This is a genomic window from Photobacterium aphoticum (assembly GCF_001029435.1).
Taxonomy (GTDB): Bacteria; Pseudomonadota; Gammaproteobacteria; order Enterobacterales; family Vibrionaceae; genus Photobacterium; species Photobacterium aphoticum.
The window spans coordinates 51033-74594 of record NZ_LDOV01000017.1 but is presented as its reverse complement, the minus strand read 5'-3'; the positions used below and the strand labels follow the sequence as shown (position 1 = coordinate 74594).

The window sequence follows — 23562 nt, the reverse complement described above, 5'->3', positions numbered from 1 at the left end:
TGCTTTTTTGCTCAGTATAGGGAGTGAAAAAAAGTGCAATGTTAAGAAGGGAGACGTGTCTTGCAGATTGGGCGGCTGTCGTAGGGTTGAGACAGCCGCAAGAATCTCACTGCCGATGAGACGGCGAGAAAGAAGGCGATAGAGGAGGTGAAATTACGCGATCGCCAAGTATTTGTGAGTCTGGATAGACAGACGCCAGTTGCGCTTGATGCAGGTGTCGATACACAGTTCGGTTGCACGTGGCTTTTGGCTGATCGGTTGCAGGGCAATCGTCACGGCTGGCTTCAGTGCTTTACCTGCAAGTAGAGCATCCAATTGTTCGATGTCTTTTTCAGTGCCGACCGGGTGCTTAATTTCATCGGCACGTTCTAAGGCACAAGCCAACACCGGCAGTTTCGCTTTCATGTTGATTTTTGGCGACACGGTGACCCACGTGTTATCGGTCACCTGAACCTCTGAGGTGCCACTGGTTTCAATTTGGCATTGGAAACCGGCCGTTTCTAGCGCCATCGTCAGTGGACGAAGGTCGTAAATGCACGGTTCACCGCCGGTGATCACCACATGTTTTGCGGTATATTGTTGATCAACAAGCAGGGCCACAACGCCATCGGCATCTAAGGTGGTCCATAACGGTGAGTCACCGGTTTTGGCCATGATGGTCTCAATGGTGGTCTCATCTTGCGGTTCCGCGCTCCATGTTTGCTTGGTATCACACCATGCACAGCCTACAGGACAGACTTGAAGGCGAACGAAAATGGCAGGTACGCCAGTAAACACCCCTTCACCTTGAATGGTTTCAAACATTTCGTTGATTTTGTACACCGCAAACCTCGTGGCGAGTTAATAGTATTTTTTGTGCAGCGGAACATTATTACAAAATCACCGGGAGCTGTCTTGTCTTCTGTTGTTGGAGATAAATTTCGCGACTAAAAAAAGCAGCATATTGAGAGTTCAAAAATGAGCTTTAGAGCATATTTCTCTGTAAAGTTTCGCCCTCATCGTGACTCTGGTCACGTCCTTAGAAATATGAACTTCACAATTACTTCGCAAAGTAAAAAAATTCAAGATGCAAATGTATTGATGGATTTTTTCGGGAGTGTAGGCATGTATGTCGCTCAGCCTGGTCATATCGACCATATAAAAAGAAACAATGCCGGCAGCGTCTATAAGCTTATTGACCTTTATGGGCCTATCTCTCGGATTGAGTTGTCAAAACGCAGTCAGTTAGCCCCCGCCAGTATTACCAAAATTACCCGTGAGCTGATCGATGCTCACCTGATCAAAGAAACCGCGATTCAGGAATCAAGCAGTCGCGGTCGTCCTGCGATTGGTTTGGTACCGGCGAATGAAGGCTGGCAGTTCATGTCCATCCGTTTAGGGCGCGGCTATTTGACCATCGCGTTGCATGAATTGGGCGGCGATATTCTGGTGGAAGAGCGCCAGGAAGTGGACGTGCTGGAGCAAAATGAAGTGCTCAGCAAACTGATTGCAGAAATCCATACGTTCTTTGCTAACCACGTCAGTGAATTGGACCGTATTACGGCCATTGCGGTGTCATTGCCGGGCTTGGTGAATTCCGATGCAGGCATGGTGCTGCAAATGCCACACTACCATGTGCATAACCTTGAATTAGGGCCTGCAATCCATGAAGCCACGGGCTTGCCGGTGTTTGTGGGTAACGATACCCGTTCATGGGCGTTGGCAGAAAAATTGTTTGGTAATTCGCAAGATGTGGCCAATTCTATTTTGATTTCTATTCATCACGGGGTGGGGGCAGGTATTGTGCTCGACAACGTGATTTTGCAAGGCCGTATCGGCAATGTGGGCGAATTGGGCCATATTCAGATCAAGCCGTACGGTAAGCGTTGTTTCTGTGGTAACCACGGTTGTCTGGAAACCGTCGCCAGCTTGAAAGCGGTGATTGAGCAGGTCGAGCAGCGTTTGCGAGAAGGGCATCCTTCGCAGTTGCATGGCCAGAGTTTAAGCATTGAGAAAATCTGTGATGCGGCAGTCGCTGGCGATACATTGGCACGACAGGTGATCATTGAGTTAGGCCATCATTTGGGTCAAGCCATTGCGATTATGGTGAACCTGTTTAACCCGGAAAAAATTCTGATCGGTGGCGAATTTAACCGCGCAAAAGACGTGTTATACCCGGCCATCATGGATTGTATTCGTACCCAGTCACTGCCGGTTTACAACAAAGATTTGGTGATTGATCAAAGCTGTTTCTATACCCAAGCCACCATGCCGGGGGCTGCTTTGGTGAAGCAAGCGATGTATGACGGCCACTTGCTGATGAAGTTGATTGAAGGTTAATACAATCACGCGAATACCCCTCTCATCGCATTCTGCTACCACGTAGCACGTCATGTAGCATTTTACATAGCCTTGAAGCTCGTAAAATAATCCGCAACAAAAAGCCCCCTCGTGATATTCACTGAGGGGGCTTTTTTATTTAGAGCGTATTTGTTTGAAATACCGGTGCTAAAGATACTGGTTTAACGTAAAACGTCTTTTCCCTGCACCCAGACACGTTTAACGTTTTCTTTCTGGGCCAAGCAGATGATTTTTTCCAGAATGTCACGCGGTGTATCAAATTCCGGCCAAATGCGCAGGTTACCAATGGTGGTATTGGCTTCAATCACGATGGCATCAAAATGACGACCGGTTTCAAGGATACCGGTATTGGCATCTAACACACTGGCACCGCCGGCGGTGGCCATCCAGAACGCTTCTACAAAGCTGATACGGGCATTGGCGGTACCGCGCTGACCTGCCGATAGCCTCACATCTACCCCTTCTTCACGTACGCGAGAGTGGCTGACCGCATCAAAGGCCGCGCGGAAAATCGACGGTGATGGTGCGCCTGCAATGTCACTGCCTAAGCCGATCTGTACACCGCTGTCGAGCAGTTCACGGGTTTGCATGGCGGCATTGGCAAAGAACATGTTGGAAAGCGGGCAGTGGCCGATACCCGCACGGTACGCTTTGATCATCGACACATCCTCTTCGGTCAAAAAGATGGAGTGAGCCAGTACCGATTTGTGGTTTAACAGGCCCGCATCGGCGTAGATCTGCACGTCGGTTTTGCCATAGTGCTGCTTGGCATAATCACGCGCCCAATCGCTTTCCGAACAGTGGGTTTGCATGTGTAAATCGTACTGCTGAACACGCTTGCCCAGTTGGTTGAGCATGTCTGGCGTACAGCTTGGCACAAAGCGCGGGGTGATCACCGGTTGTACCAAACGGTTTTCATTGCCTTTTATCGCTAATACGTTGTGAATGAACGCATCGGTATCATCCAACGCGGCGGTGATGTTTTGTTCGCAGTAGTAAGGCGGACACTGTTCCGTGTTGTCCATGTTGATTTTGCCCACATAAGCGCGTTGACCGAGATCCATACACTGCTGAGCAAGCAATTCAGTGGCAGCTCGGTCAATGGAAGCAAAGTACACGGCGCTGGTGGTGCCGTTTGCCAACAAGGTGCGTGTGACATCCTGATAAATCGGGGCAGCAAACGCCAAATCTTGGTAACGGTTTTCTAGCGGGAAGGTGTAGTTCTGTAACCAGTCATACAGCGGCAAATCCAACCCTTTACCCGCTTGCGGCCATTGTGGCGCGTGGCAGTGTAAATCAACCAACCCAGGCATCAGGTACTGGCCTTTTTCCAGCACCTTCAGTTTATCTTGTGCCACGAGGGTTTGGCGCACGTCCGCATAGTGCGGATGATCGCTGGTGTAAGTGGCCGCAATGTCGCCGTCGATGTTGATCAGCAACAAGAAGTCTGGATGAAAAGCAAACTGGCCTTTTACGGGCGCGTGAAACGTGTCTGCCTGCAGGGCAAATTGAATGTCATGGAATGCGTGCATTATTTCACCTCTGCGATGGTCGCGTTTTCTGCGGTTACTGTATTTTCAGTTGTCTTTGTGACTTCCGGTTGTGCATCTTCAGGAAGGACGAAGTTCAGGATCACGGCAGCCAGTGCGCCAATGGCGATACCGGAATTGACCAAGTAGCCAACCAATTCAGGCAGGGCATACACCAATTCACGTGGCATTAGTACCGCACCCAGTGACAGCATGATAGGCAGACCAATCACTAGCATGTTGCGCTCAGACAGGTTGATGTTTTGCACCACACGGAAACCGTTCATGGCAATCACCACACAGATCACGGTGAAAATACCGGAGATCACTGCATGCGGAATCGAGGCTATCACGCTGGTCAGTTTTGGCATCAAGCCCAATAGCAGCAGAATGAAACCACCGGCAATGATGGCGCGGCGTGAAGATACACCGGTGACCGCAATAATGCCGGCATTGGTGGAGTAACCGGTGACAGGGCTTCCGCCGATGAAGGAACAAATGAAGTGGCCGACCGCTTCGCCGGTAGCACCACGGTTTAGACGATCATCTTCCAAAGGCACGCCGGTTACCGCACTGACGGCACACCAGGTGCCCGTGGTTTCTACCAGTACAATCATGGAGATGAACAGCATGGTCAGAATGGCAATCGGGTCAAATGTCAGCTCGCCGAAAGGCAGTAGGCTTGGCAACTGTACCCAGGCCGCTTGAGCCACAGAGGAGAAATCCGTCATGCCGTAAAATGAAGCGGTAATGGTACCCAGTACAATGGCACCCAATACGGAGGTTAGACGCAGCCAGTGCAGTTGCTTACACATGCAACCAAGCAGAATGAAGCTACAAAGCGACGTCATGCTCACCAGCGCAATCACAATGTTTTGGCTGGCTTGCTCACCGCTGTAAATACCGTTAAACGCGATAGGCAGCAGGGAGATACCGACCACGATGATCACGGTACCGCCGACAATAGGGGGCACGAATTTGCGGACAATTTTGCTGAACAGATTGAGCGGCTTGCCGAGCAGGGCAACAAAAATCGCTACAGGGATCAGCGCGCCATACACCGCACCCATGCCCATGCTTTTACCGATAGCGGCAATGGCACCGATAGGAATGTAAGACGGTCCTTGCATCACCGGCAGTTTGAGCAGACCACGGGACTGAATAATGGTCGCTAAGCCAGCGACCACAAACGTCATTTGGATCAGCGAAGAGGTATCAGCCACGGTTAATGACAGTAAGCTGGCCAGAATGATCGGTACGATATACAGATCCATCGCCAGTACATGTTGAGCGCCCAATGACAATGAACGTGGGATGGAGATTTTCTCGTCAATGGAGTGAGTCGTTGTTGGTTGTGTGTGTGTTGTAGTCATAACAATAACGCTATAGCGATATCACGCACGGAAAAACGTGCAGTGCCATCTTCAGGTTGTACAAAGCCCATGCCGACCGATGGGGTAGCATGTGCCGATCCAGGTTGTTTGGGTGATGATGAGATAAAGCACGTGCGTTGTGCTTGTGTCACCGTGGAGGAAGTGCCGCGATTGTACTTGAGTTAATCGTTTGCGCAAGCGTTTGCTTTATGTGGGGTGCAGAGGTGTTGCTGATGGGAAAAGTGTGACGGTGCACTAATTTATATAAATATCAGTAATATAGTTAAGGTCTAAGGTAGGCTCTGCAGTGTGATGAAATATTTTGATGGTTATCATCAATTTATCGTGTTTTTCTTTTTGTTTGTTCCCTTGCCGTGGGCAGATAACAGCCGGAGGTCGCTGGGCGATTGCGCATTCAGTTTTCACGGCGGTGAGAGCGTTGATGTTTTAACCCAGTCAGCCATTTCATGGCGTAATAGCCAACGATCACGCCCATAAGATTGGCGATGCCGTCATCCAGTGCCGCTTCCCGCCCCGGGACGTTCCCTTGCATCATTTCTAAACCAAAACCATATCCAGCAATCATGATACAGCACAGGCGGAAATGTGTTGCTGAAACGGTGTAATAACCGAGATAGACGAACAGCCCATAAGCCCCGAAATGTAAGAATTTATCCAATGCCATGATGCCGTATTGATTCAAATCGGTCAGATCACCGGGTTGTGCTGCGTGGCTGAGTGAAATGAAACCAATCCACCCGGAGTAGGCGATGAATACCAGCCAACAACTGAGCGATTTGAGTGTATGCGGTAGCTTATTGGAATATGACATCATGGGGACTGCTTCATCAGTGTTATCAGGTGTTTTATGGGGATAGCGTAGGTAATCGCGCTGGGATCGGTCAGAGCAGATTCTCGGCTGGCTTTGACAAAGACTTTATTGATCACCGCGATCACTTCTCCGGTGTCGGGGTGGTACACGGGGCTGCCGCTGTTACCGGGGTAGGCGGTGGCATCGAATTGATAGACATTGTACGGACGTTTGAGTTGTTTCAGTTGCTGTATGGACAGTTCTTTGGCGTTGCGAGCGGGAATGGCGATGGGCGTGATGCTCGCGACAATGCCTTGGTGAGTGGCGGGATGCAGCCCCAGAATCGCCCCGATGGGAAACCCCGTAAAGCTGTACATTTCTCCTTCTCTCACCGTGCGGGTTGATAGGGTGACCGGTGGCAGGGCGTTGCCGGTCACGCGTAATAAGGCTAAGTCATGGCGGGGATCACGGGCAATGACAGTAGCTTGGCGCACTTCTGGTTGCCGGCCTTTGCCCACGAAAATCACAAAGGATGTTTTCTGTGAGGGTGACAGGTTAGGATCAACCACATGGGCATTGGTGGCAATCAGGTGTGGCCCCACCACAAAGCCTGTGCCGTGCAACTGTGCGCGAGGTGTCGCCAGGCGGTTGTAGGTCCCGACTCCGACAATAGACGGCTTCATATTGGCGATGGTCTCGGGTAATCCTGCCCAACAGGGAAAAGACATGACGCAGAGCAGCGCCATGCCCATTATTCTCCCGATTTTTCCCCAGATACGCATTGGCGTTAACCCTGTGTGCCCGCGTGATGGCATGATAACTCCTGCGACGTATTGGGCACTAAGGGGTGAGGCTATCTAACAGCTTTTGTTTTTGCTGTTGATGCTTGGCATCTGTCGGTGACAGTTGATCAAGAATGACTTTGGCTTGTTCAAATTGATGATTCATGATCAGACTTTCAGCATAGTGCAAGCCTATTTCCACACTGCTTGATAAGTTTTCATACGCTGTTTTTAATGTTGCCATGGATTTGCGTGTATTGCCCGCTTTGAGTAGGCAGTAACCATATGTATCTTGTATTTCGGGCGCTTCACTGGCGAGCTGGTAGGCTTTTTTCGCCGACTGGCAGGCTTGAGTGATGTCATTTTTCCTCATGTATAACCAAGCGAGGTTATTCAGAGCAATAACGTTATTGGGCTCTTTCGCCAAGACGCTCTGGTAGTGGGTAATTGCCTGTTCAGGCTTATCTTTTAGTTGCATTTGTGCCAACAGAATCGTTAATGGCTCAGCAGCTTCACCATACTCTTTGATGACACTTTCTAAGAATGCAGCGGCTTTTTCGGTTTGGTTATTTTGTGCGTAGGCTACCGCTAAATCTTTCGCGGCAGATAAGCTGGGTTGTGTCTCGTAGCGCTTTTTGTAGAGCGGGATGGCTTTTGAATACTCTTTTTGCGCGTTGTACATTTCACCTTGTAAGCGTAAGAAGTACACATTTTGTTGAATGTCAGCAGGTTGTGCATTGAGCAATGCCTGCCCTGTGTCGTACTGCTTATCTTTGATCAGCAGACCCGCTTTCATCAGGGTAAATTCAGGTTGGTCACTGAAAAGTGTTAATGCCTGATTAGCAACATTCACCCCGCTTGAGTAGTTACCGGTCAGTTCGCTGATTTGAATGGTGCGGATGTAAGCTTCAGGATTCAGGGGATCCCGTTCTAGCCACTGGTTGGCCGCATGTAACGCTTTACGGTAAGCATTTTGCTTAAAGTACAGCAACGTGAGGAAGCTCCAGCTATCGGCAGACTGCTGATTAGGGGGAAGATCTTTTAGCAGGCTAATGGCTTCGCCATAGTTATCTAATGTGCCGTAACTACGGGCCAGAATCATTCGCGTATCTAAATTATCAGGGTGGTCGGCCACATGCTCTTTATACAGCGTTAAGGCTTGCTGACGTTGTGCCTCCGTGAGGGCATATTTGAAGAGGTATTTGGCAACCACATAGTTATCCATATGCTGTACAGCCAGGGCGAAGGTATCTTGAAACGCCGTCTCTTTTTCGCCTTTAACAAAGTGCAACTGGCTTAATGATAACTGTGCGGTCAGGTTGTTAGGATCGAGCTTGGCCGCTTTTTTAAAATACGATTCAGCGTTGTCATAGCGCTTTTGTTGCAGGGCCATGTGTCCCTTGAGCATGGTCGCAATGGGGTCGTCAGGGGAGGCCGCGAGCCATTGGTCAATCGCTTTTGTCGCTTGGGCATTTTTATCGTTATTGAGGTAGTAATAAATGAGCCCGAGGTTGGCATCGGTAGAGGCGGGCTGTTTACTCAGGACGTCGTTGAGTAGCTGAATCCCGTTTTCATTGTTATTGGCCAGTTGGATCAGACCTAAACGTAATGCGGCATTATCGATGTCGTGCGTGTGTGCTTTGGTTGCCAATGCCATCGCATCATTGTTTCGGCCAATGCGGGCGAACTCTAGGCTCATTTGGCTGGTGAAATCGTTATTTTCTTTCAAGGACAAGTCAAAGGCCTGAAGCGTGGAAAGGGCACCGTCCATATTGCCCAGCTGGAATTGTGTTGAAGCAAACAGACGCTTGATAAAGTGGTCAGTGTCCACAAAGGGGGCGACACGGGCAAAGTGACGATTGGCCTCATCGTAGTTACCCTGCTTGTAAGCTGTGACCCCTGAGATGATCATCGCGCCATGGTTTTGAGACCCATTTTTGATCGCCACATCCGCGTGTGATTTGGCATCGGAATATTCTTCCCGATCGTACAAGATGATGGCTTTCAGCTCATTGGCGAGTGCGTGGGTTGGGTGAATGCTGAGAAGGCGGTCAGTATACGGTTCCGCTCTGTTGTATTGTTTATCCCTGACCAAGGCTTGTGCCAGAAAAAGATTGTAGTGAATGGCCATCGGCGAGAGGGTGACAGCCTGTGAATAGGCTTCAATGGCGTCAGTATAATGGCCGCTGGCTAATTCAATATGCCCTAAAATCAGCAATAAATGGCTGTTGTTTTTAAAGCTTTCTTGTAGCGTGTGCAGTTGTTTACGCGCTTGTTCGACTTGCTGCTGTTCGGCTAAAAGACTGCTGTGAGCCAGTATCACATAAAAGGCGTCTTTATCGAGGGATTGGGCTTGCTGGAGCGCCTCTTCGGCTTCTTCCGTTTTACCGTGTTGCAGCAACACAACAGCATGGATCCCTAATACATTTGCTCTGGCGGAGGGATCGTCCATGTGGGAATGGCTCAGCAATTTTTCTAAGGCCCTGACATCACTTTGTCCAAACAGACTTTGCGCCAGATAAGGCGTCAGAATATTTGGATCGCCACCATTACGCAGTGCACGACTGAATTCTTTTTCAGCCGCAGCAAAATTACCTAATTGTAGATAGGTTGCCGCAAGCAAGTGGCGGGATTCAATGTTTTCAGGCGCTTGTTGGATGGCATTTTTAAGTTCCAGAATGGCGGCGTTAATATTTCCTTCAGACAAATAACTTCGGGCATTGGATATATGCTCTTCCGGGGTTTCTGTATTACAAGCGGTTAGCAACAAAGAAAGTGCAAGTGCCGTACTGCTAGATTTGAAAAACGAAAGTAGCCGACATTCCATAGAAACCTCACGTCATTACGAATTAGTCCATTGAAGTAATCTTAGTAAGAATAATCTCATGTGAAGCGATAAATTTATGCTAATCCGCAGCATTGCTGATTTGTTCATTAGGAATATTCCTGTCTATTCTTATTAAAAATCGGGTGACTACTGTCAGACTAAGCACAGTGATGGATGAGTGATGGATAGACAAAAAAATAACATGCAATGTGAAGTTTTTTTCAATCCGGACAGAGTCTGGCTGGCACAGGTGTGGCAAGCGTTGGAGCAACAGGCCTGTGCCAATTTTTTTCTCTCTTGGCGTTGGATCGGGTGCTGGCTGGATTGTTTTGTCGGCAATTTTTATCTGATTGAAGCCCGGCAAGGCAACCAGATAGTGGGGTTGGGGATCATTGTTGAAGCGCGGCATAAAGCCGGTCTCGGGTTAAAGAAACGCTATTATTTGCACCGAACGGGTGAGACCCGGTTTGACCAGATTTGGATCGAATACAACGACTTCTTGATGCTAAAAGGGCAAGAATCACAGATTCGCCAGCGCATGTTATCGACCGTAATGCGAAAGCTCGTCAAGAAAGAGGTGTTAGTGATTGGGGCGTGTGAGAGCGACACATTCCCCGCCACGGTCATCCCCAATCTGGCTCGGCAATGCATTTGGGAAACCAAAACGTATACGTTGGATCTTGAGCGATTGAAGGCTCGACATCGGCGTCTTGATCAGGCGATATCCCGCAGTGCGCGTTATCAAATTCGGCGCAGTATGCGTCAATATGCCGCATTGGGGAAATTGGCGGTGTCGACAGCCACAACGCCAGAAGCCATTAAGGCCTTGCTTGAAGAAGCACACCCACTGCATGTCAAGCGTTGGGGGAGCCAGCCCGGACAGAGCGGCTTTGTTAATCCCTATTTTATGCGTTTTCATCACCTGATGTGTGTCCGCAATCATGACGTTTTAGCCGTCAGCAAAATTACCGCCGGTGAGCATACGGTAGCCATCATGTACAACTTCCATTGGCATGGGCAGGTGTACTTTTATTTGAGTGCCCTGAACTATGATGTGCCGATCACCCACGCTAAGCCAGGATTGGTTGCGCATTATTTATTGATTAACCAAGCACTGGCTGACGGGGCGTCACGTTACGACTTTATGGGGGGCGCGACCCGTTATAAGCGCACGTTTGCCAATATGGAATCGGGTTTGGCCGTGTATGCATTCCAACAACCGAGCTTGGCACTGCATGTAGAAAACACGATTCGGGATTTTAAGCACCGCTTGCAAGTTTCTGAAGAGTAAAAATCACGCGAAAGTAAGGCGAAGGTGGCAGCATATGCAGCAAGGACGAACACCAACAGCATTGATCCTGGGGGAGGACACGCGCAGTTTTTTAAGTGTGATCCGCTCGTTAGGAAAAGCCGGGTATGACGTGCATGTCGTCTGTTATGACCGTACCAGTCCCGCCCTTGCCAGTCGATACATCAAGATTGCGAAGTACTATAACTATCAGGCTTATTCACAGGCGCAATGGCTGGTGGCCGTGCAGCAGCTTATCGCGCGATATCGTTACGATGTCATTATTCCCTGTGATGAACGTGCCATTTATCCGCTTTGGTCGGTGAAAGACACACTGCCGGCCAATACCCAGTTGGCGATAGCGAATGATCGAGCGCTGGATGTGCTTTTCGATAAGTGGAAAACCAAGCAATTAGCGCTATCGTGTGATGTGCCCGTTGCGAAAGGTAAGTTGGTGCAGTTGTCAGACACCCACTACGACGCATTGGCGAAAGAGTTTGGTGAGCGATTTGTGATCAAGCCTCTGCAATCATTTGACGAAAATGGGCTTAATAAGCGGCAAAATGTGTCGATTGTTCATCAAGCGTCTGACTTTAACCAGATCCCAGCCGGTGCTGAGCCTGTGATGGTCGAAGCCTTCTTTTCGGGGTACGGCGAAGGGGTGTCCGTATTCTCTGTGGATGGCGAGATCCATATGGCGTTTAGCCACCGAAGAGAAGCCGAACCCAAGCATGGTGGGGGCAGCTCATACCGGCAAAGTGTGGCACATGATCCGGCACAATTAGATGCGGTTATGGCCATGTGCAAGGCAACCCATTTTACCGGTGTGGCGATGTTTGAATTTCGGCGTGATCCACAGACTCAAGTATGGATTTTGGTCGAGGTGAATGCACGGTTTTGGGGGTCATTGCCATTAGCGTGTTATTGCGGGGTCGATTTCCCGGCAGCCTACGCACATTTTCTACTGACCGGGGAACGGCCGGTCACGCCAGTGCTGACGTATCCGGTTAATCGCTATGCCCGCGCTTTAACCGCAGATTTTTATCAGTTGCGTCGCGATGGGATACGAGATGGGTTGCATCGACTCATCCAATACGGTCGCATCGGATTAGGGAAAGAGCGCATTGATAGTTTTATCTGGGCCGATCCCTTGCCGTTTATCCAAGAGGTTGGCGGCATCCTTTCACAAATCACGCAAGGTATCTGCCGCCGTTTTCCTTTCTTACTCAAATACCGCAGTGTGCGTACCCAGCAGCGTTTGAAAGCGCTGTTTCAGGAAAACCCTCATCGCCGTATTGTTTTTATCTGCTATGGCAACATCATGCGCAGCCCTTTTGCCGAGCATGTCTGTAAATCCTTGTTTCAGGGGGCGCTGCCTGAGGGCTGCATCGAATCATTTGGCTTTCATATGCCAGAGAACAGACAAAGCCCCGATGAGGCCCAGACGGCAGCGCTGTTGTTTAAACATAACCTTGCGCAGCACCGGTCTAAATGCCTGCGGCAAAGTGATCTGCTTGATGACGATATTGTGTTCTATTTTGATGAGCGAAACGGTAGCACCATTAGTGCGAGTTACGATATTGCCAACGCATTTTGTTTAGCCGATTTGATCCCATTGAGTGCCAAGATGCAACATGAAGTTGCCGACCCTTATGGGCATGGTCTGGATGGGGTGAAAACCTGTTATACCCAAATTGAACAAGCCATTATCTACTTGTTGAGATGTTATCAGAGGGATGTGTATGGTCGCTAAGCTTGCCGTTGTGATTCATGCTGAGGAGGAGTTCGACTGGTCTGGAGGGTTCAAACAACATCAGGATCAGGTGACTCACCATCTGGAATTAATCACGTTAATTGATGGGATGATCCAAGCGGGAGCCAAGGTCACCCTTGCAATGGATTACCCGTTTGTGACCAGCGATGGAGGGCAGCAGGTGGTCGCGCATTGTCAGCGTTACGAAAAGCACCATATTGAATTTGCCGCCCATTTGCACCCCTGGGTTACGCCACCGTTTGATGAGCAATCCGATCATAAGGGCGAGGTTGCGAATGTTTTGTCGTACCCGGGTAATCTGACCGCTGAACTGGAATTTGAGAAACTTCGCTCCCTTACCGAGGCCATTGAAGCAGTGACCGGGCAGCGTCCGGTTACCTATTTGGCTGGGCGTTATGGTATTGGCCCTAATACCGCATCGATTCTGAAGCGGTTGGGGTACAAGGTGGATTTAAGTATTAGCGCATTCAGTGATTTTACCCATCAGGAAGGCCCTGATTTTAGCCGATATAACAACAAGATATTCACCGAAGGGGCAATTACATATTTGCCGCATACGTGTTGTCGTTTATCTGCGTTTGCACCGTTGACCAAGGTGTTAAATGACAATCCGACTTGGTTAAGTCATCAGGGGCTGGCAAGCCGTGTGGTGAAAAAATTGCTGGGGGTCAAAACGTATCGGTTATCACCGGAAGGCAGTGACTTGGATGACATGATCACGGCAACGGAGAACCAGATTCGGTTGGGCCATGATCATCTGATCATGTCATTTCATTCACCGACCGTGAAGCAAGGTATGACGCCTTATGTCTCCAGCCAGGATGAGCAACAAGTTTTTATTGATACCACTGTGGATTTCATTAAATGGTTTAAAGGTGTGCCGAATACAGAAATGATCACACCCGCCAGCATTCTTCGAGCCGGAGGGCACTATGCAAAACAGCACCATGGATAAACCGCATTCTCCCTTTTTTTCTGTGATTATTCCCACTCGTAATCGTCCGGGTATGTTCGCGGCTGCTTTACAGTCTGTGATGATGCAAGATCTTGAAGAGAAAGAGATCATCATCGTTGATGACGGCAGTGACGATGCCGATTTGGCTCAATATGATGAGATTTTCGCACAATATAACGTTGCATCGGCAAATCATGCACCGATAACGGTCAGTCGGCTGATGCGCCGCGCGGCAGGCCATGGCCCCAGTTTTGTACGTAATCACGGTGTGTCTTTGGCGCAGGGGCAGTATGTGTGTTTCTTAGATGATGATGATTATTGGACCGATCCGACTTATCTTCGTCAGGCGCATCAGTCATTGGCCTCTAAACAGGGTGTTGATCTGTATTACTCCAACCAAGCTGCGTATTACCAGGATGGCACACGGTGTGAAGAAACCATTTGGATAGAAGATCTGATTGAAAAGCGTCAATACTATCCGACGAAAGACCGACAAGTGTATGAAACGAGCGCCGCTGATTTACTGCAAAGTGGTGGATTTGCCCATTTGAATTGTTCCATTTTTCGTCGCGATTTCTTCATCAGTATTGGTGGCATGGATGAACATATAAGGTATGAGAGTGATCGGGATTTATATTTGCGTGCCATTGATCAGGCCCAACATATTCTCTATGACCCGCATATTTATTCGTGGCATAACATTCCCGACCATACTCAGAAAAATAACACGTCCACAAGAGTGTCTATTTTAGAAAAAAAAGTCTTCCAGCTACGGACCTATAACAAAGGGATTTTATATGGGCGTCATCCCGAGGTGATTGCGTCTTGTCGGCATGGCAAGAGTATCCAATTAAAAGTCATTGCAGAAGAATTGGCCCAGCAAGGCGACTATCCCAAAGCGTTTGCGTATGCCTGGCAGGCGCTGGCGGATGGTTTCAATGTGAAATGGCTGGCGTATACCGTCTATCTTGGCATCAGAAAATGCGTGCCGACAAAAAAAGCGATTCCGATTGGGGAAGGGGGAACTGCAAAATGAGTGATGTACAAGATGTGCTATTGAAAATGAAGTTATTGATCCCAAAGAAACATGTCATTCTCGTCAGCCATATGCGGGCGAATACCAGTGTGACTTCGCATGTGATTGGCAGTCACCCGGATATCTCGGGTTACTATGAAATGCATATTGGCTATTACAGTTGGAAGAGTTTTATCAATCAAAAGCTGAAGTTTCATGAGCAGAATACGGAAGAACCCTCCACACCGGTATATTTTGATAAGGTGCTACATAGCGAACATTATGTCAATCCGGCCTTGTTTGATAACAAAAATGCGTTGTTATTAATCGCACTGCGTGAGCCAATGGCAACCATCAATAGCATTGTTAAACTCTATACCAAAAATAATCCGGCGCATCCGTGTGCAACGCCTCAGCATGCTGCAGAATATTATCGTGACCGAGTAAACGATATAGCCGATTTTGCCCAGCAAGTGCCCAGAGAGCCGGGTTTTCTGTATTACGATGCAGAAGACATTACACGTCACTCAAAACAGACGCTGGAAAAAATACAGCATTATATGGGGTTAGCGCAGCCGTTCCCGGAGGATTACCGCCAATTCAGTAAAACCGGCGAGCGTTTTGCCGGAGACAGTTCTCAGCATATTCATGCCGGGAAGATATTGAACAAAGAAGGGGATACCACCCGACCTGATATTGATGATGCGCTATTACAGGAATGTCAGGATGCGTATGTTCGTTGCCGAACCTTACTGAAAAGCCGCAGCTGGGCTGAGGAAAGCGCAGCGATTTCCTCAGTTAATGAGATATAAAAACCGTTATGTCGTGAACAAAGCGCTTAACGAAAGCAGCCCGCGTCTTGGTAAATCGCCCCTATGTAGGCCGTGTTTTGATGAATGTGATGACCACAAAAATCGAACAGGGTCTGCGTAGTGGGTTTTGCTTCAATGGCATAATCAATCAATGCCTCTGGCGAGGTGACGGAGAAAATGCCATTTTGCGGCGTCGAAAATATCGCATTGAGACCGTTATTGTTTCGTATGAAGGAGTACGTTGAGATCAGGTTGTTTTCGGATTGAAGTGTGGCATCGTCACGCGCTTTTATTCGGCCATTCAAGATATTGTTGTATACGGATGCCGTTGAGACAGGAAAGCGCACATCAATACCAGCGGTGTTGTAGAGGGTGTTGTTGTGTACGGTCACATCGACGGCTTTTTGGCTATAAATGCCGACGTCGTTGCAGTGCATGATGATATTGTTTCGCATGATGGTATCGCTGACTTCAAAATTTGCGTTATCCCGACGTGAAGCTTGGCTCATGCCCCCGCCACCAAAAGATAAACCGACCTGACTTCCCGGATACCGTTGTTGGCTTGTGTTGCAGATCACCAGATTTTGCTCAAAAATTCCGCCTGTGACGCCACCTTTCATAAACGCACCGTAACTGACACGGTTCCCTCCCAGTTTAATGAAGTCATGAATGATGTTCTTCCGTACGACCCAGTCGTTACCGTGATCCACATTGATGGGCGTGACGGAATAATGGGTGTTGCGGGGCTGGTGGTTACCAAAAATATTGTGTTCAATCAGACCCTGATCAGGGTACTGAATCCCGCTTTTATTGACTTTAATCGCGGCATTAAAGTCGTAAAACGTGTTGTGGGCAATCCGTGTATTATCGGCGTCACCAACAATATGCAACGCATGATCACAACGGCTGTGAGAGTGGCAGGTGCCGATGAAATGAATGCCTTCAATACGCCAATATGGCTGGTCAATCACAATGCCTTCTCGACTGTCTAAAGCCAGCGTAACGTTGCCGCGTGTTTCGGCAATTAATCGAATGGGCAGTAAAGCCGTTCCCGGCTTTTTACTGATATTAAATCGTTTTCCTTTCAGAGCGTAATGGCCGTCGCGGATCACGATGGTTTGCCCCGGTTCCACCTGACGTAAAGCGAGCGTTAACGCGCGCGGATTGTCGACAGTGAGTGTTGCCGTTGATGGGGAGAGGGCGGTTAACGAGGTGGTGGGTGATGAGGCCTGTAGTGATGGCTGAGGGCCAATGGTGGGCCACTGTGAGGGCTCAAAAGGTGCTTCAAAGTAATGGGCGCGGGTAACACGCTCAGAGAAGGACAACAATGCCTGAGCAGACGTCTCCGAATAGGGTTTTATCCATTGGGCAGACAGATGAAAGAACTCACCTAAGTTATTGACCTGACTACCGACATGAGCCGCCCCTTTGATGCTTATCACCAGTAGGATGGCATTGAGTAAGATCCCACAGGTGAGGAGGTATTTTTTGAGGAATGCGTGCATGATGAGGTTGTCCCATAGCATGTTGTGTCGCAGTGAATATCTCAAATATATACCATCAGGCTATATTGTGAGGTGTGAGATTATGGTGTTTTTTTGTTTTGTGCCATGCTTAATCATGACGCGTATTCGATGGGCTTTCATTGTTGCGTCAAAGGCATGGAGGGCAGCAGATGAATGCATGGACTTACCGGATCACGCGGCGTTTTAGTCAATTTTTTTGTGATAAGCAGCTCAGCAAAATCCTTCACTCTCAACCTGTTTCCCTAAAGCATGATGCATCGGCTGTGGTGTTTTCTATGGTCGGGCACAGGGTCATCCATGAGTATTTAGTTGCTGTAAAAACCTTTTTGTCCCGCTGCCCGCAGTCACAGGTACATATCCTTAATGATGGCTCATTAACGGCTGACGATCGCTCGCTATTGGCTCATCATTTGCCCGGGATTGTGATCCATGAGTTTGCGGATGCCGATATGACGGGGCTGCCAAAAGGCAATTGCTGGGAGCGTCTGGTTACACTCCTCACATTGGCGCGCGATCATTATGTCATTCAATTGGATGCTGACATTGTGGTGAACGGTGATCTGACCGAGGTCTTGATTGCCATTGAACAACAACGTGCATTTTTACTGGGTTCGCCAGAATGGGCGAATGCCTTATCCATGAAAGACATGTCGGCCATTGCTCAGCACTGGGGCGATTGCCATATTCAGGGGCGTTCCGAACAGGAGTTTGCCCGCTTGCCTCTTTTTCAGAACCAAACCGCGCAGTATTTTCGTGGATGTGCCGCCTTTGTCGGCTTGCCGCCCAGCCCGCACTATTTGCCGATGTTAAGAAAGTTTTCTGCCCAGATGACGTCGGCACTGGGAGAAGAGAAATGGCATACCTGGGGATCAGAGCAGGTGGCTTCCAACGTGATCGTGTCTGCTGCACATGGTGCCCATGTTTTGCCGTGGCCTAAATATCAGACTTATCAGTTTCCGCCAACGTCACAGGATCATGACCTCGCTTCACTGATCCATTTCATGGGCACTTATCGCTATCAGGGCGGCACGTATCGTCGCATTGCTGCCTCCGCGATGTTAGCGCTGGGGTAACAATTGTTCTTGAAATAGAAGGTCTTGAAGTACGGGATCTTGGAGCATTGGATATCGCAATAATAGGGATGGTAAATGGCAATATCGGATCAAGAAGGACTCATGCACAGCGCCAAGTGGGCGTTGATCTGCAATTGGTATGGCCGTGCGATCGGCTTGGTGAATACCATTGTCTTGCTGAAATTGTTGGAGCCGGCTGATTTTGGTATTGCGGCTTTAGCGACCTTTTTTGTCTCTCTGTTTGCGGCTTTTTCCCACATGGGAACCAACAAGTTTGTGATCACTCAAGGCAACATGTCGAAAGCCGAACTGGACAGCTTATGGACATTGGGTCTGGTGATTAAATGTGTGTCTGCGGTGATTTTGTTTGTATCAGCCGATTGGATTGCGGCCTATGTCAATAATGCGGCCATGGGGGACGTGATACGTGCGACCTCTGTCATTCCGATTTTGCTCGGGTTACGGAATGTGGCCTTGGGGGTTGAAGAGAAAAATTACAATTTCAAGTTATTGATAGTCAATACCATGCTGGCGAAAACCGTTGGCACGGTGGTTTCAATCAGCTTAGCGATTTATTTAGAAACATACTGGGCATTGATCATTGGTGTGATCACGTTAAATGCCACCGAAATCGCGTTGGGCTACATCATGTGCCCGTATTGGCCGAAGTTATCGTGTCGTTATTGGCATAAGCAATGGAATTTCTCTAAGTGGCTGTATTTATCGTCAGTGTTTGGGTATCTACGTTCACGTATTGATGTATTGATCCTGGGGAGCATTGTCGATACACGGAGCGTGGGTATGTATAACGTGTCCACAGAGTTTGCTTGGTTATCATTTGTTGAAGTCGTGACCCCCATTAACCGAGGACTTTTTGCCGTATTGGCAAAGTTACATGAAACCCCGTTATTGTTTCAATACCGCCTACTCAAACAGATGAGTTTGAATATGCTCATCGTTATTCCGTGTGCCTTTGGCATGATGGCCATTGCCGGGCCCTTCACCGCGATTGTGCTGGGGGATGAATGGCTGGAGGCAGAACCACTGATTGTCAGTATCGCCGGACTGATGGTGGTGATGTCATCGCATGGGTTGTTGAATACGGCGCTCACTGTGCAGAAAAAACTCGGCGTGTTGCTGTTATCAGACATCATTGCGATTGGTGTGATTGCCGCTGTCTTTATGACGCACACTCAGTCAACCGTGCTGGAATTGGCGCAGTTGCGGATGATGATTGGCATTGGCTTTTTGTGCTGGTTGTGGTGTCTGTATTACACCGTATTGAAGGTTGCGCTATCAGATTTGCTGTGGGTGTATGCGCTGCCATTATTCTCGAGTGTAGTGATGTACCTGGGGGTAACATCTCTTATCGGGACCTTTCAGCATAGCCTCGTTCAACTGATTGTGGGCGTTCTGGCTGGGATCGTGCTGTATATCAGCCTATTTAGCTTATTGGCATACCTACTGCGAAATCGCTTTGTTTACTTCTGGGAATGCTGTGACTTCACGTATGACGCGATTCAAAAGCGTGTACAACTTCGTTGGCAGAAGGAGCATTAAATGGAATCAGCGCTTTTTCTTTCCGGTTTGATCGCGTTTATTATCGTGACTTATCTCTCTATTAAAGATGACGACAAAGGGGATCATCAATGAGGGATATACTGTTTCTTGGTGTGATTGCATGCCTTGTTTTATTGGCATTTCGTAAGCCGTATGTCGCTGTCACTTTATGGCTTTGGACGGGCCTGTTTGTGCCTAAACATTGGTTGTACGGATTTGCTTCTGGGATCAGTTATAACACGTTGTTTGTCCTTATTACGGTAATCGTTTACGGAATAGCAGCGTATAAACGGCCGATGCGTCTCACCCCGCTGATATTAATGATGTTGCTTTTTACCGTACATATAACAATAACAACGACGGTGACGGTTTCTGATCCTGATTATGTGTGGAGTGAGTGGGTTAAGTTTTCCAAGACATTATTAATTATTTTATTTGTCTCACTTATTATACAGACAAGAAATCATTTTAATTACTTATTGATGGCCTATGTGTTTTCACTCGGCCTGATGGGGGTAGTGGAAGGCCTGAAATTTATGGCGACGGCCGGTGGCCACCATATTAAAGGGCCGAGTAATAATATCCTGTCAGATAATAATCACTTCGCTTTAGCATTGTGTATGGTGATCCCATTGATTGTGTATTTGCTGGGGCAATATAAACAGAAGTTTTACCGCCTTGGTTTAATAACGGTACTGATACTGTGCGTGTTGGCGGTGTTAGGGACACAATCACGGGGGGGCTTTATCGGTTTAACCTGTGTCGGTGGTTTCTTCTGGTTGAAGAGTAAGCGTAAAGTCATGACCTTACTCGGTTTCGGCTTGTTAACGATATTAGCGTTACAGTTTCTGCCGGAAAAATGGTTTAACCGCATGAATACTATTGAAAATGCTGAGCAAGACGGTTCGTTCATGATCCGTGTGAAGGCCTGGAAGATGTACACACTGATGGCGATGGAACGGCCTTTAGTCGGCGGCGGGTTCCGTGCCATGCAGTTTGGTTATGTCTGGCGTTCGGTGGCGGATGATTTTGAAAAACTGTCTTTTATTGAGTCGCCGGAGCCAGGAGATCGTGGCTGGGCCGCACATAGTATTTATTTTCAGGTACTGGGCGATCATGGTTTTCTTGGTTTGGGTTTATTTCTCGGCATTATTGTTGTCGCTTATTTCACCTTAAGCAATATTATGCGAAAGGTGAAAGATTTAGAACGACTGCGATGGCAATATCATTTAGCCAGCATGTTGAAATTGTCCATTGTAGCGTATTGCATATCAGGGGCGGCATTGTCATTGCCGTACGCAGAAGCGTGTTGGTCTTTTTTCGCTGTGGTCATTGCTTTAGATTTATCGATGCGTGAATCGCTTGAGCAAATAGAACAGGAAGAAAAAACCAAAGCCATCGCTTCGACGGACGTTGCGCATTCGCAACAAGCCAGATAAGGACTATTCAGATAAGGACTATTTCTGCGCGTTGGGTATTTTCTTGCATAATTTGAAATGCTCGACCAATCTAAAAATAGTTGTTGTATTTTTTTGCGGCTTTGTCATTTATTTATGGCTGACAGAGGACATGTCAATGATAGTACGATCACGTTCACCACTGAGATTAGGATTAGCCGGAGGAGGGACGGATCTCTCTCCTTATTGCGATAAATATGGAGGGTGTGTACTCAATGCAACTATTGATATGTATGCACACTGTACCATTGAAATGGAAGAGGATTGCGAAGGCGTTTTCTTTGATGCACAAGATATCGGTGAACAGTTTCATTCAAGTCTGACGGGCGAGTTACCTTTAGAAGGGCGCCTGATCCTGCATAAAGCGGTGTATAACCGTGTTATTCGTGAATATAACCACGGGCAGCCTTTACCCATTAAAGTGTACACCCACTGCGACGCCCCTCCGGGAAGCGGACTGGGATCGTCCTCTACCATGGTCGTGACCATGATCAGCGCGTACCAGAAATTACTCAATCTTCCGCTTGGTGAGTATGACATTGCTCGACTTGCCTATGATATTGAGCGTGTGGACTGCCAATTATCTGGGGGAAAACAGGACCAATATGCCACCACGTTTGGCGGGTTTAATTTCATGGAATTCTATGATGAAAACCGTGTGTTGGTGAATCCCTTACGCATTCGTCGCTCGATTTTGAATGAACTCGAAACCCAGCTACTGCTGTATTTCACCGGCGTTTCTCGTTCATCCGCCAAAATTATCGATGATCAAGTCAAAACCACCTCCGGGAATACCGAAAAGCCCCTGCAGGCGATGCACGATGTAAAACAATTGGCGTTTGAGATGAAAGAGCGCCTTTTGCATTCTGATATCGATGGCATGTCCAAACTCTTTCAGGACTCTTGGGTCGCCAAGAAGGCAACGTCCCCGGCTATATCCACACCGCTGATTGAACAGATTGAAGATCGGGCCATAAGTGCTGGCGCGACGTCACTCAAAATTTCTGGGGCTGGTGGTGGTGGGTTCATGATGCTGTTTGTTGATCCGCTAAAACGTATCGCCGTCGAAAATGCACTGGAAGATTTAGAAGGTACGATACATCCGTTCAAGTTTACGCAAGAGGGAACGCAGTCATGGAAAGTTTAACGTATTTTCAGCAAAGCACGATTCAGTCTATTGTGGTGAAACAACGTCTGGTTGAATCGCAGGAAGTGATGGCCACGATTGGAGAAGTGGCGGATCTTTGTTTAGCGGCGTATCAGCGTGGCAATAAAGTGATTCTGGCCGGTAATGGTGGCAGTGCAGCGGATGCGCAGCATATAGCCGCTGAATTTGTCAGTCGCTTCAACTTTGATCGTCCGGGACTTCCTTCCATGGCATTGACGACGGATACCTCGGTGCTGACGGCGATTGGCAATGACTATGGCTTTGAAAAACTGTTCGAACGTCAACTTCAGGCGAATGGGCAGCCTGGTGATGTCTTCATTGGTATTTCGACATCAGGTAATTCACCCAACATTCTTAAAGCGATGGCGTATGCCAAAGAGCATGGGATCACCGCTGTTGGCCTTGCTGGGCAAGGTGGAGATATTCATCAGTGCAGTGATCTGTGTATTGCTGTGCCTTCAACGGATACGCCGAGAATTCAAGAGGCGCACATTCTGATTGGCCATATGATCTGTGGTTATGTCGAGAAGGAGTACTTTAATGGCTGAGCATGACGATGTGGTCGCCATTGTACTGTGTGGAGGGTTGGGGACTCGGTTAGGTGAAATGACCAAGTCACAACCCAAGCCCATGGTAGATGTGGCTGGTCGCCCTTTTATTGAACGCGTATTGGATAATTTAGTAGAGCAAAATGTTTCCCGTATTGTCCTTGCCGTATCTTACCTGCGTTCGCTTATTCAAGACTATTTTGGTGACTCGTACCGTGGCGTGGCCATAGAGTACAGTGTGGAGGATGAGCCACTCGGAACCGGCGGGGCCATTGTCAATGCGGTCCGCCAGTGCCAATTGGAGCAGCAGACGTTACTGGTGGTGAATGGAGACAGTTACTGCGAGTTTGATTTAAGCGGCTTGTGTCGACAACTCACCGATGCCCATATCGTGATGGTGGTGAAATACCTGCATAACACAGGGCGCTATGGCACCACGCAACTCGATGATGACGGCCGGGTGGTGGGCTTTCATGAAAAGACACGCAGTGTTTCTGGCTATATTAATGCTGGCATTTATTTATTGAGAGGCAGTGAATTTGACGGTGTAGAGGTAGAGCGATTTTCTTTTGAGAAAACTTACCTGGAGAAAGCCGCTGATCGGCAGTGGGTATTGTTGAGCCAGCAATCAGACAGCTATTTTATTGATATTGGTATTTTTGATGATTACATGCTCGCCAATGCCTATTTTAAAGAACACGATAGTGCATTACCGGTGCGTTAG

The 23562-nt window shown here is 48.3% G+C and carries 19 protein-coding genes; 12 read left to right on the top strand and 7 right to left on the bottom strand.

Translation table 11 applies throughout. From position 1 onward, the window contains the following. Positions 1-153: 153 nt before the first annotated feature. The gene (queE, locus tag ABT58_RS09405) at positions 154-822 is read right to left on the bottom strand and encodes a 7-carboxy-7-deazaguanine synthase QueE (protein ID WP_047874137.1); all 669 of its coding nucleotides are present in this window, start codon (positions 820-822) and stop codon (positions 154-156) included. A gap of 282 nt (positions 823-1104) precedes the next feature. Between queE and mlc the strand changes: the two genes are divergently transcribed. Then, complete coding sequence (mlc, locus tag ABT58_RS09400) at positions 1105-2319, top strand: sugar metabolism global transcriptional regulator Mlc (protein ID WP_047874258.1); 1215 nt, start codon at positions 1105-1107, stop codon at positions 2317-2319. Between the two features lie 182 nt (positions 2320-2501). Here the strand turns inward: mlc and ABT58_RS09395 are convergent, their stop codons facing one another. From ABT58_RS09395 to prsT, 5 genes are all read right to left on the bottom strand, one after another. After that, entirely contained in the window at positions 2502-3872 is a 1371-nt protein-coding gene (locus tag ABT58_RS09395; RefSeq protein ID WP_047874136.1) for an amidohydrolase family protein, read from the bottom strand. Beyond that, positions 3872-5242 carry a solute carrier family 23 protein gene (locus ABT58_RS09390; protein WP_047874135.1) on the bottom strand — a complete coding sequence of 457 codons (1371 nt, stop codon included), beginning with the start codon at positions 5240-5242 and terminating at the stop codon, positions 3872-3874. Before ABT58_RS09390 ends, ABT58_RS09395 begins: the two co-directional genes overlap by 1 nt. Before the next feature lie 415 nt (positions 5243-5657). Then, positions 5658-6077, bottom strand: coding sequence for a VanZ family protein (locus ABT58_RS09385; protein WP_047874134.1), 420 nt, complete (start codon positions 6075-6077; stop codon positions 5658-5660). Further along, positions 6074-6868 carry a S1 family peptidase gene (locus ABT58_RS09380; protein ID WP_205625317.1) on the bottom strand — a complete coding sequence of 265 codons (795 nt, stop codon included), beginning with the start codon at positions 6866-6868 and terminating at the stop codon, positions 6074-6076. The genes ABT58_RS09385 and ABT58_RS09380 overlap by 4 nt, the downstream gene beginning before the upstream one ends. Positions 6869-6893: 25 nt before the next feature. Next, positions 6894-9662, bottom strand: a complete 2769-nt coding sequence (gene prsT, locus ABT58_RS09375; RefSeq protein ID WP_082211049.1) for an XrtA/PEP-CTERM system TPR-repeat protein PrsT — start codon at positions 9660-9662, stop codon at positions 6894-6896. A gap of 181 nt (positions 9663-9843) precedes the next feature. Between prsT and ABT58_RS09370 the strand changes: the two genes are divergently transcribed. Genes ABT58_RS09370 through ABT58_RS09350 form a run of 5 tightly spaced genes read left to right on the top strand, consistent with a single transcriptional unit; the run spans position 9844 to position 15506 of the window. After that, positions 9844-10953 carry a GNAT family N-acetyltransferase gene (locus tag ABT58_RS09370; protein WP_047874131.1) on the top strand — a complete coding sequence of 370 codons (1110 nt, stop codon included), beginning with the start codon at positions 9844-9846 and terminating at the stop codon, positions 10951-10953. A 34-nt stretch (positions 10954-10987) separates the two neighbouring features. After that, a complete protein-coding gene (locus ABT58_RS09365) occupies positions 10988-12703 on the top strand; it encodes an arsenate reductase/protein-tyrosine-phosphatase family protein (RefSeq protein ID WP_047874130.1) in 1716 nt (571 codons plus the stop codon). Next, positions 12693-13679, top strand: a complete 987-nt coding sequence (locus tag ABT58_RS09360) for a polysaccharide deacetylase family protein (protein ID WP_047874129.1) — start codon at positions 12693-12695, stop codon at positions 13677-13679. The genes ABT58_RS09365 and ABT58_RS09360 overlap by 11 nt, the downstream gene beginning before the upstream one ends. Further along, positions 13657-14715: a glycosyltransferase family 2 protein gene (locus ABT58_RS09355; protein ID WP_047874128.1), complete on the top strand. Its 1059-nt coding sequence runs from the start codon at positions 13657-13659 to the stop codon at positions 14713-14715. The genes ABT58_RS09360 and ABT58_RS09355 overlap by 23 nt, the downstream gene beginning before the upstream one ends. Further along, complete coding sequence (locus ABT58_RS09350; RefSeq protein ID WP_047874127.1) at positions 14712-15506, top strand: sulfotransferase family protein; 795 nt, start codon at positions 14712-14714, stop codon at positions 15504-15506. The genes ABT58_RS09355 and ABT58_RS09350 overlap by 4 nt, the downstream gene beginning before the upstream one ends. Before the next feature lie 26 nt (positions 15507-15532). On the opposite strand, the gene ABT58_RS23465 is transcribed toward ABT58_RS09350, so the two are convergent. Continuing rightward, on the bottom strand, positions 15533-17011 hold the full coding sequence (locus ABT58_RS23465; RefSeq protein WP_158261714.1) for a right-handed parallel beta-helix repeat-containing protein: 1479 nt from the start codon (positions 17009-17011) through the stop codon (positions 15533-15535). Between the two features lie 296 nt (positions 17012-17307). Between ABT58_RS23465 and ABT58_RS09340 the strand changes: the two genes are divergently transcribed. From ABT58_RS09340 to ABT58_RS09315, 6 genes are all read left to right on the top strand, one after another. Further along, positions 17308-18105: a hypothetical protein gene (locus tag ABT58_RS09340; protein WP_146147219.1), complete on the top strand. Its 798-nt coding sequence runs from the start codon at positions 17308-17310 to the stop codon at positions 18103-18105. 75 nt (positions 18106-18180) lie between these two features. Continuing rightward, positions 18181-19665 carry an oligosaccharide flippase family protein gene (locus tag ABT58_RS09335; RefSeq protein ID WP_047874125.1) on the top strand — a complete coding sequence of 495 codons (1485 nt, stop codon included), beginning with the start codon at positions 18181-18183 and terminating at the stop codon, positions 19663-19665. An 89-nt stretch (positions 19666-19754) separates the two neighbouring features. Beyond that, entirely contained in the window at positions 19755-21104 is a 1350-nt protein-coding gene (locus tag ABT58_RS09330) for a putative O-glycosylation ligase, exosortase A system-associated (RefSeq protein ID WP_082211048.1), read from the top strand. Further along, positions 21079-22269, top strand: a complete 1191-nt coding sequence (locus ABT58_RS09325) for a GHMP family kinase ATP-binding protein (protein WP_205625316.1) — start codon at positions 21079-21081, stop codon at positions 22267-22269. Before ABT58_RS09330 ends, ABT58_RS09325 begins: the two co-directional genes overlap by 26 nt. Continuing rightward, positions 22257-22838 (top strand): D-sedoheptulose 7-phosphate isomerase, encoded by a 582-nt coding sequence (locus ABT58_RS09320; protein ID WP_047874123.1) that lies wholly within the window; start codon positions 22257-22259, stop codon positions 22836-22838. Before ABT58_RS09325 ends, ABT58_RS09320 begins: the two co-directional genes overlap by 13 nt. Continuing rightward, positions 22831-23562: a sugar phosphate nucleotidyltransferase gene (locus ABT58_RS09315; protein ID WP_053063042.1), complete on the top strand. Its 732-nt coding sequence runs from the start codon at positions 22831-22833 to the stop codon at positions 23560-23562. Before ABT58_RS09320 ends, ABT58_RS09315 begins: the two co-directional genes overlap by 8 nt.

Coding starts and splice junctions, on each gene's coding strand:
- mlc (WP_047874258.1), top strand. CDS start 1,105: ATGTATGTCGCTCAGCCTGGTCATATCGACCATATAAAAAGAAACAAT.
- ABT58_RS09395 (WP_047874136.1), bottom strand. CDS start 3,872: ATGCACGCATTCCATGACATTCAATTTGCCCTGCAGGCAGACACGTTT.
- ABT58_RS09390 (WP_047874135.1), bottom strand. CDS start 5,242: ATGACTACAACACACACACAACCAACAACGACTCACTCCATTGACGAG.
- ABT58_RS09385 (WP_047874134.1), bottom strand. CDS start 6,077: ATGATGTCATATTCCAATAAGCTACCGCATACACTCAAATCGCTCAGT.
- ABT58_RS09380 (WP_205625317.1), bottom strand. CDS start 6,868: ATGCCATCACGCGGGCACACAGGGTTAACGCCAATGCGTATCTGGGGA.
- prsT (WP_082211049.1), bottom strand. CDS start 9,662: ATGGAATGTCGGCTACTTTCGTTTTTCAAATCTAGCAGTACGGCACTT.
- ABT58_RS09370 (WP_047874131.1), top strand. CDS start 9,844: ATGGATAGACAAAAAAATAACATGCAATGTGAAGTTTTTTTCAATCCG.
- ABT58_RS09365 (WP_047874130.1), top strand. CDS start 10,988: ATGCAGCAAGGACGAACACCAACAGCATTGATCCTGGGGGAGGACACG.
- ABT58_RS09360 (WP_047874129.1), top strand. CDS start 12,693: ATGGTCGCTAAGCTTGCCGTTGTGATTCATGCTGAGGAGGAGTTCGAC.
- ABT58_RS09355 (WP_047874128.1), top strand. CDS start 13,657: ATGCAAAACAGCACCATGGATAAACCGCATTCTCCCTTTTTTTCTGTG.
- ABT58_RS09350 (WP_047874127.1), top strand. CDS start 14,712: ATGAGTGATGTACAAGATGTGCTATTGAAAATGAAGTTATTGATCCCA.
- ABT58_RS23465 (WP_158261714.1), bottom strand. CDS start 17,011: ATGCACGCATTCCTCAAAAAATACCTCCTCACCTGTGGGATCTTACTC.
- ABT58_RS09340 (WP_146147219.1), top strand. CDS start 17,308: ATGGTCGGGCACAGGGTCATCCATGAGTATTTAGTTGCTGTAAAAACC.
- ABT58_RS09335 (WP_047874125.1), top strand. CDS start 18,181: ATGGCAATATCGGATCAAGAAGGACTCATGCACAGCGCCAAGTGGGCG.
- ABT58_RS09330 (WP_082211048.1), top strand. CDS start 19,755: ATGAGGGATATACTGTTTCTTGGTGTGATTGCATGCCTTGTTTTATTG.
- ABT58_RS09320 (WP_047874123.1), top strand. CDS start 22,257: ATGGAAAGTTTAACGTATTTTCAGCAAAGCACGATTCAGTCTATTGTG.
- ABT58_RS09315 (WP_053063042.1), top strand. CDS start 22,831: ATGGCTGAGCATGACGATGTGGTCGCCATTGTACTGTGTGGAGGGTTG.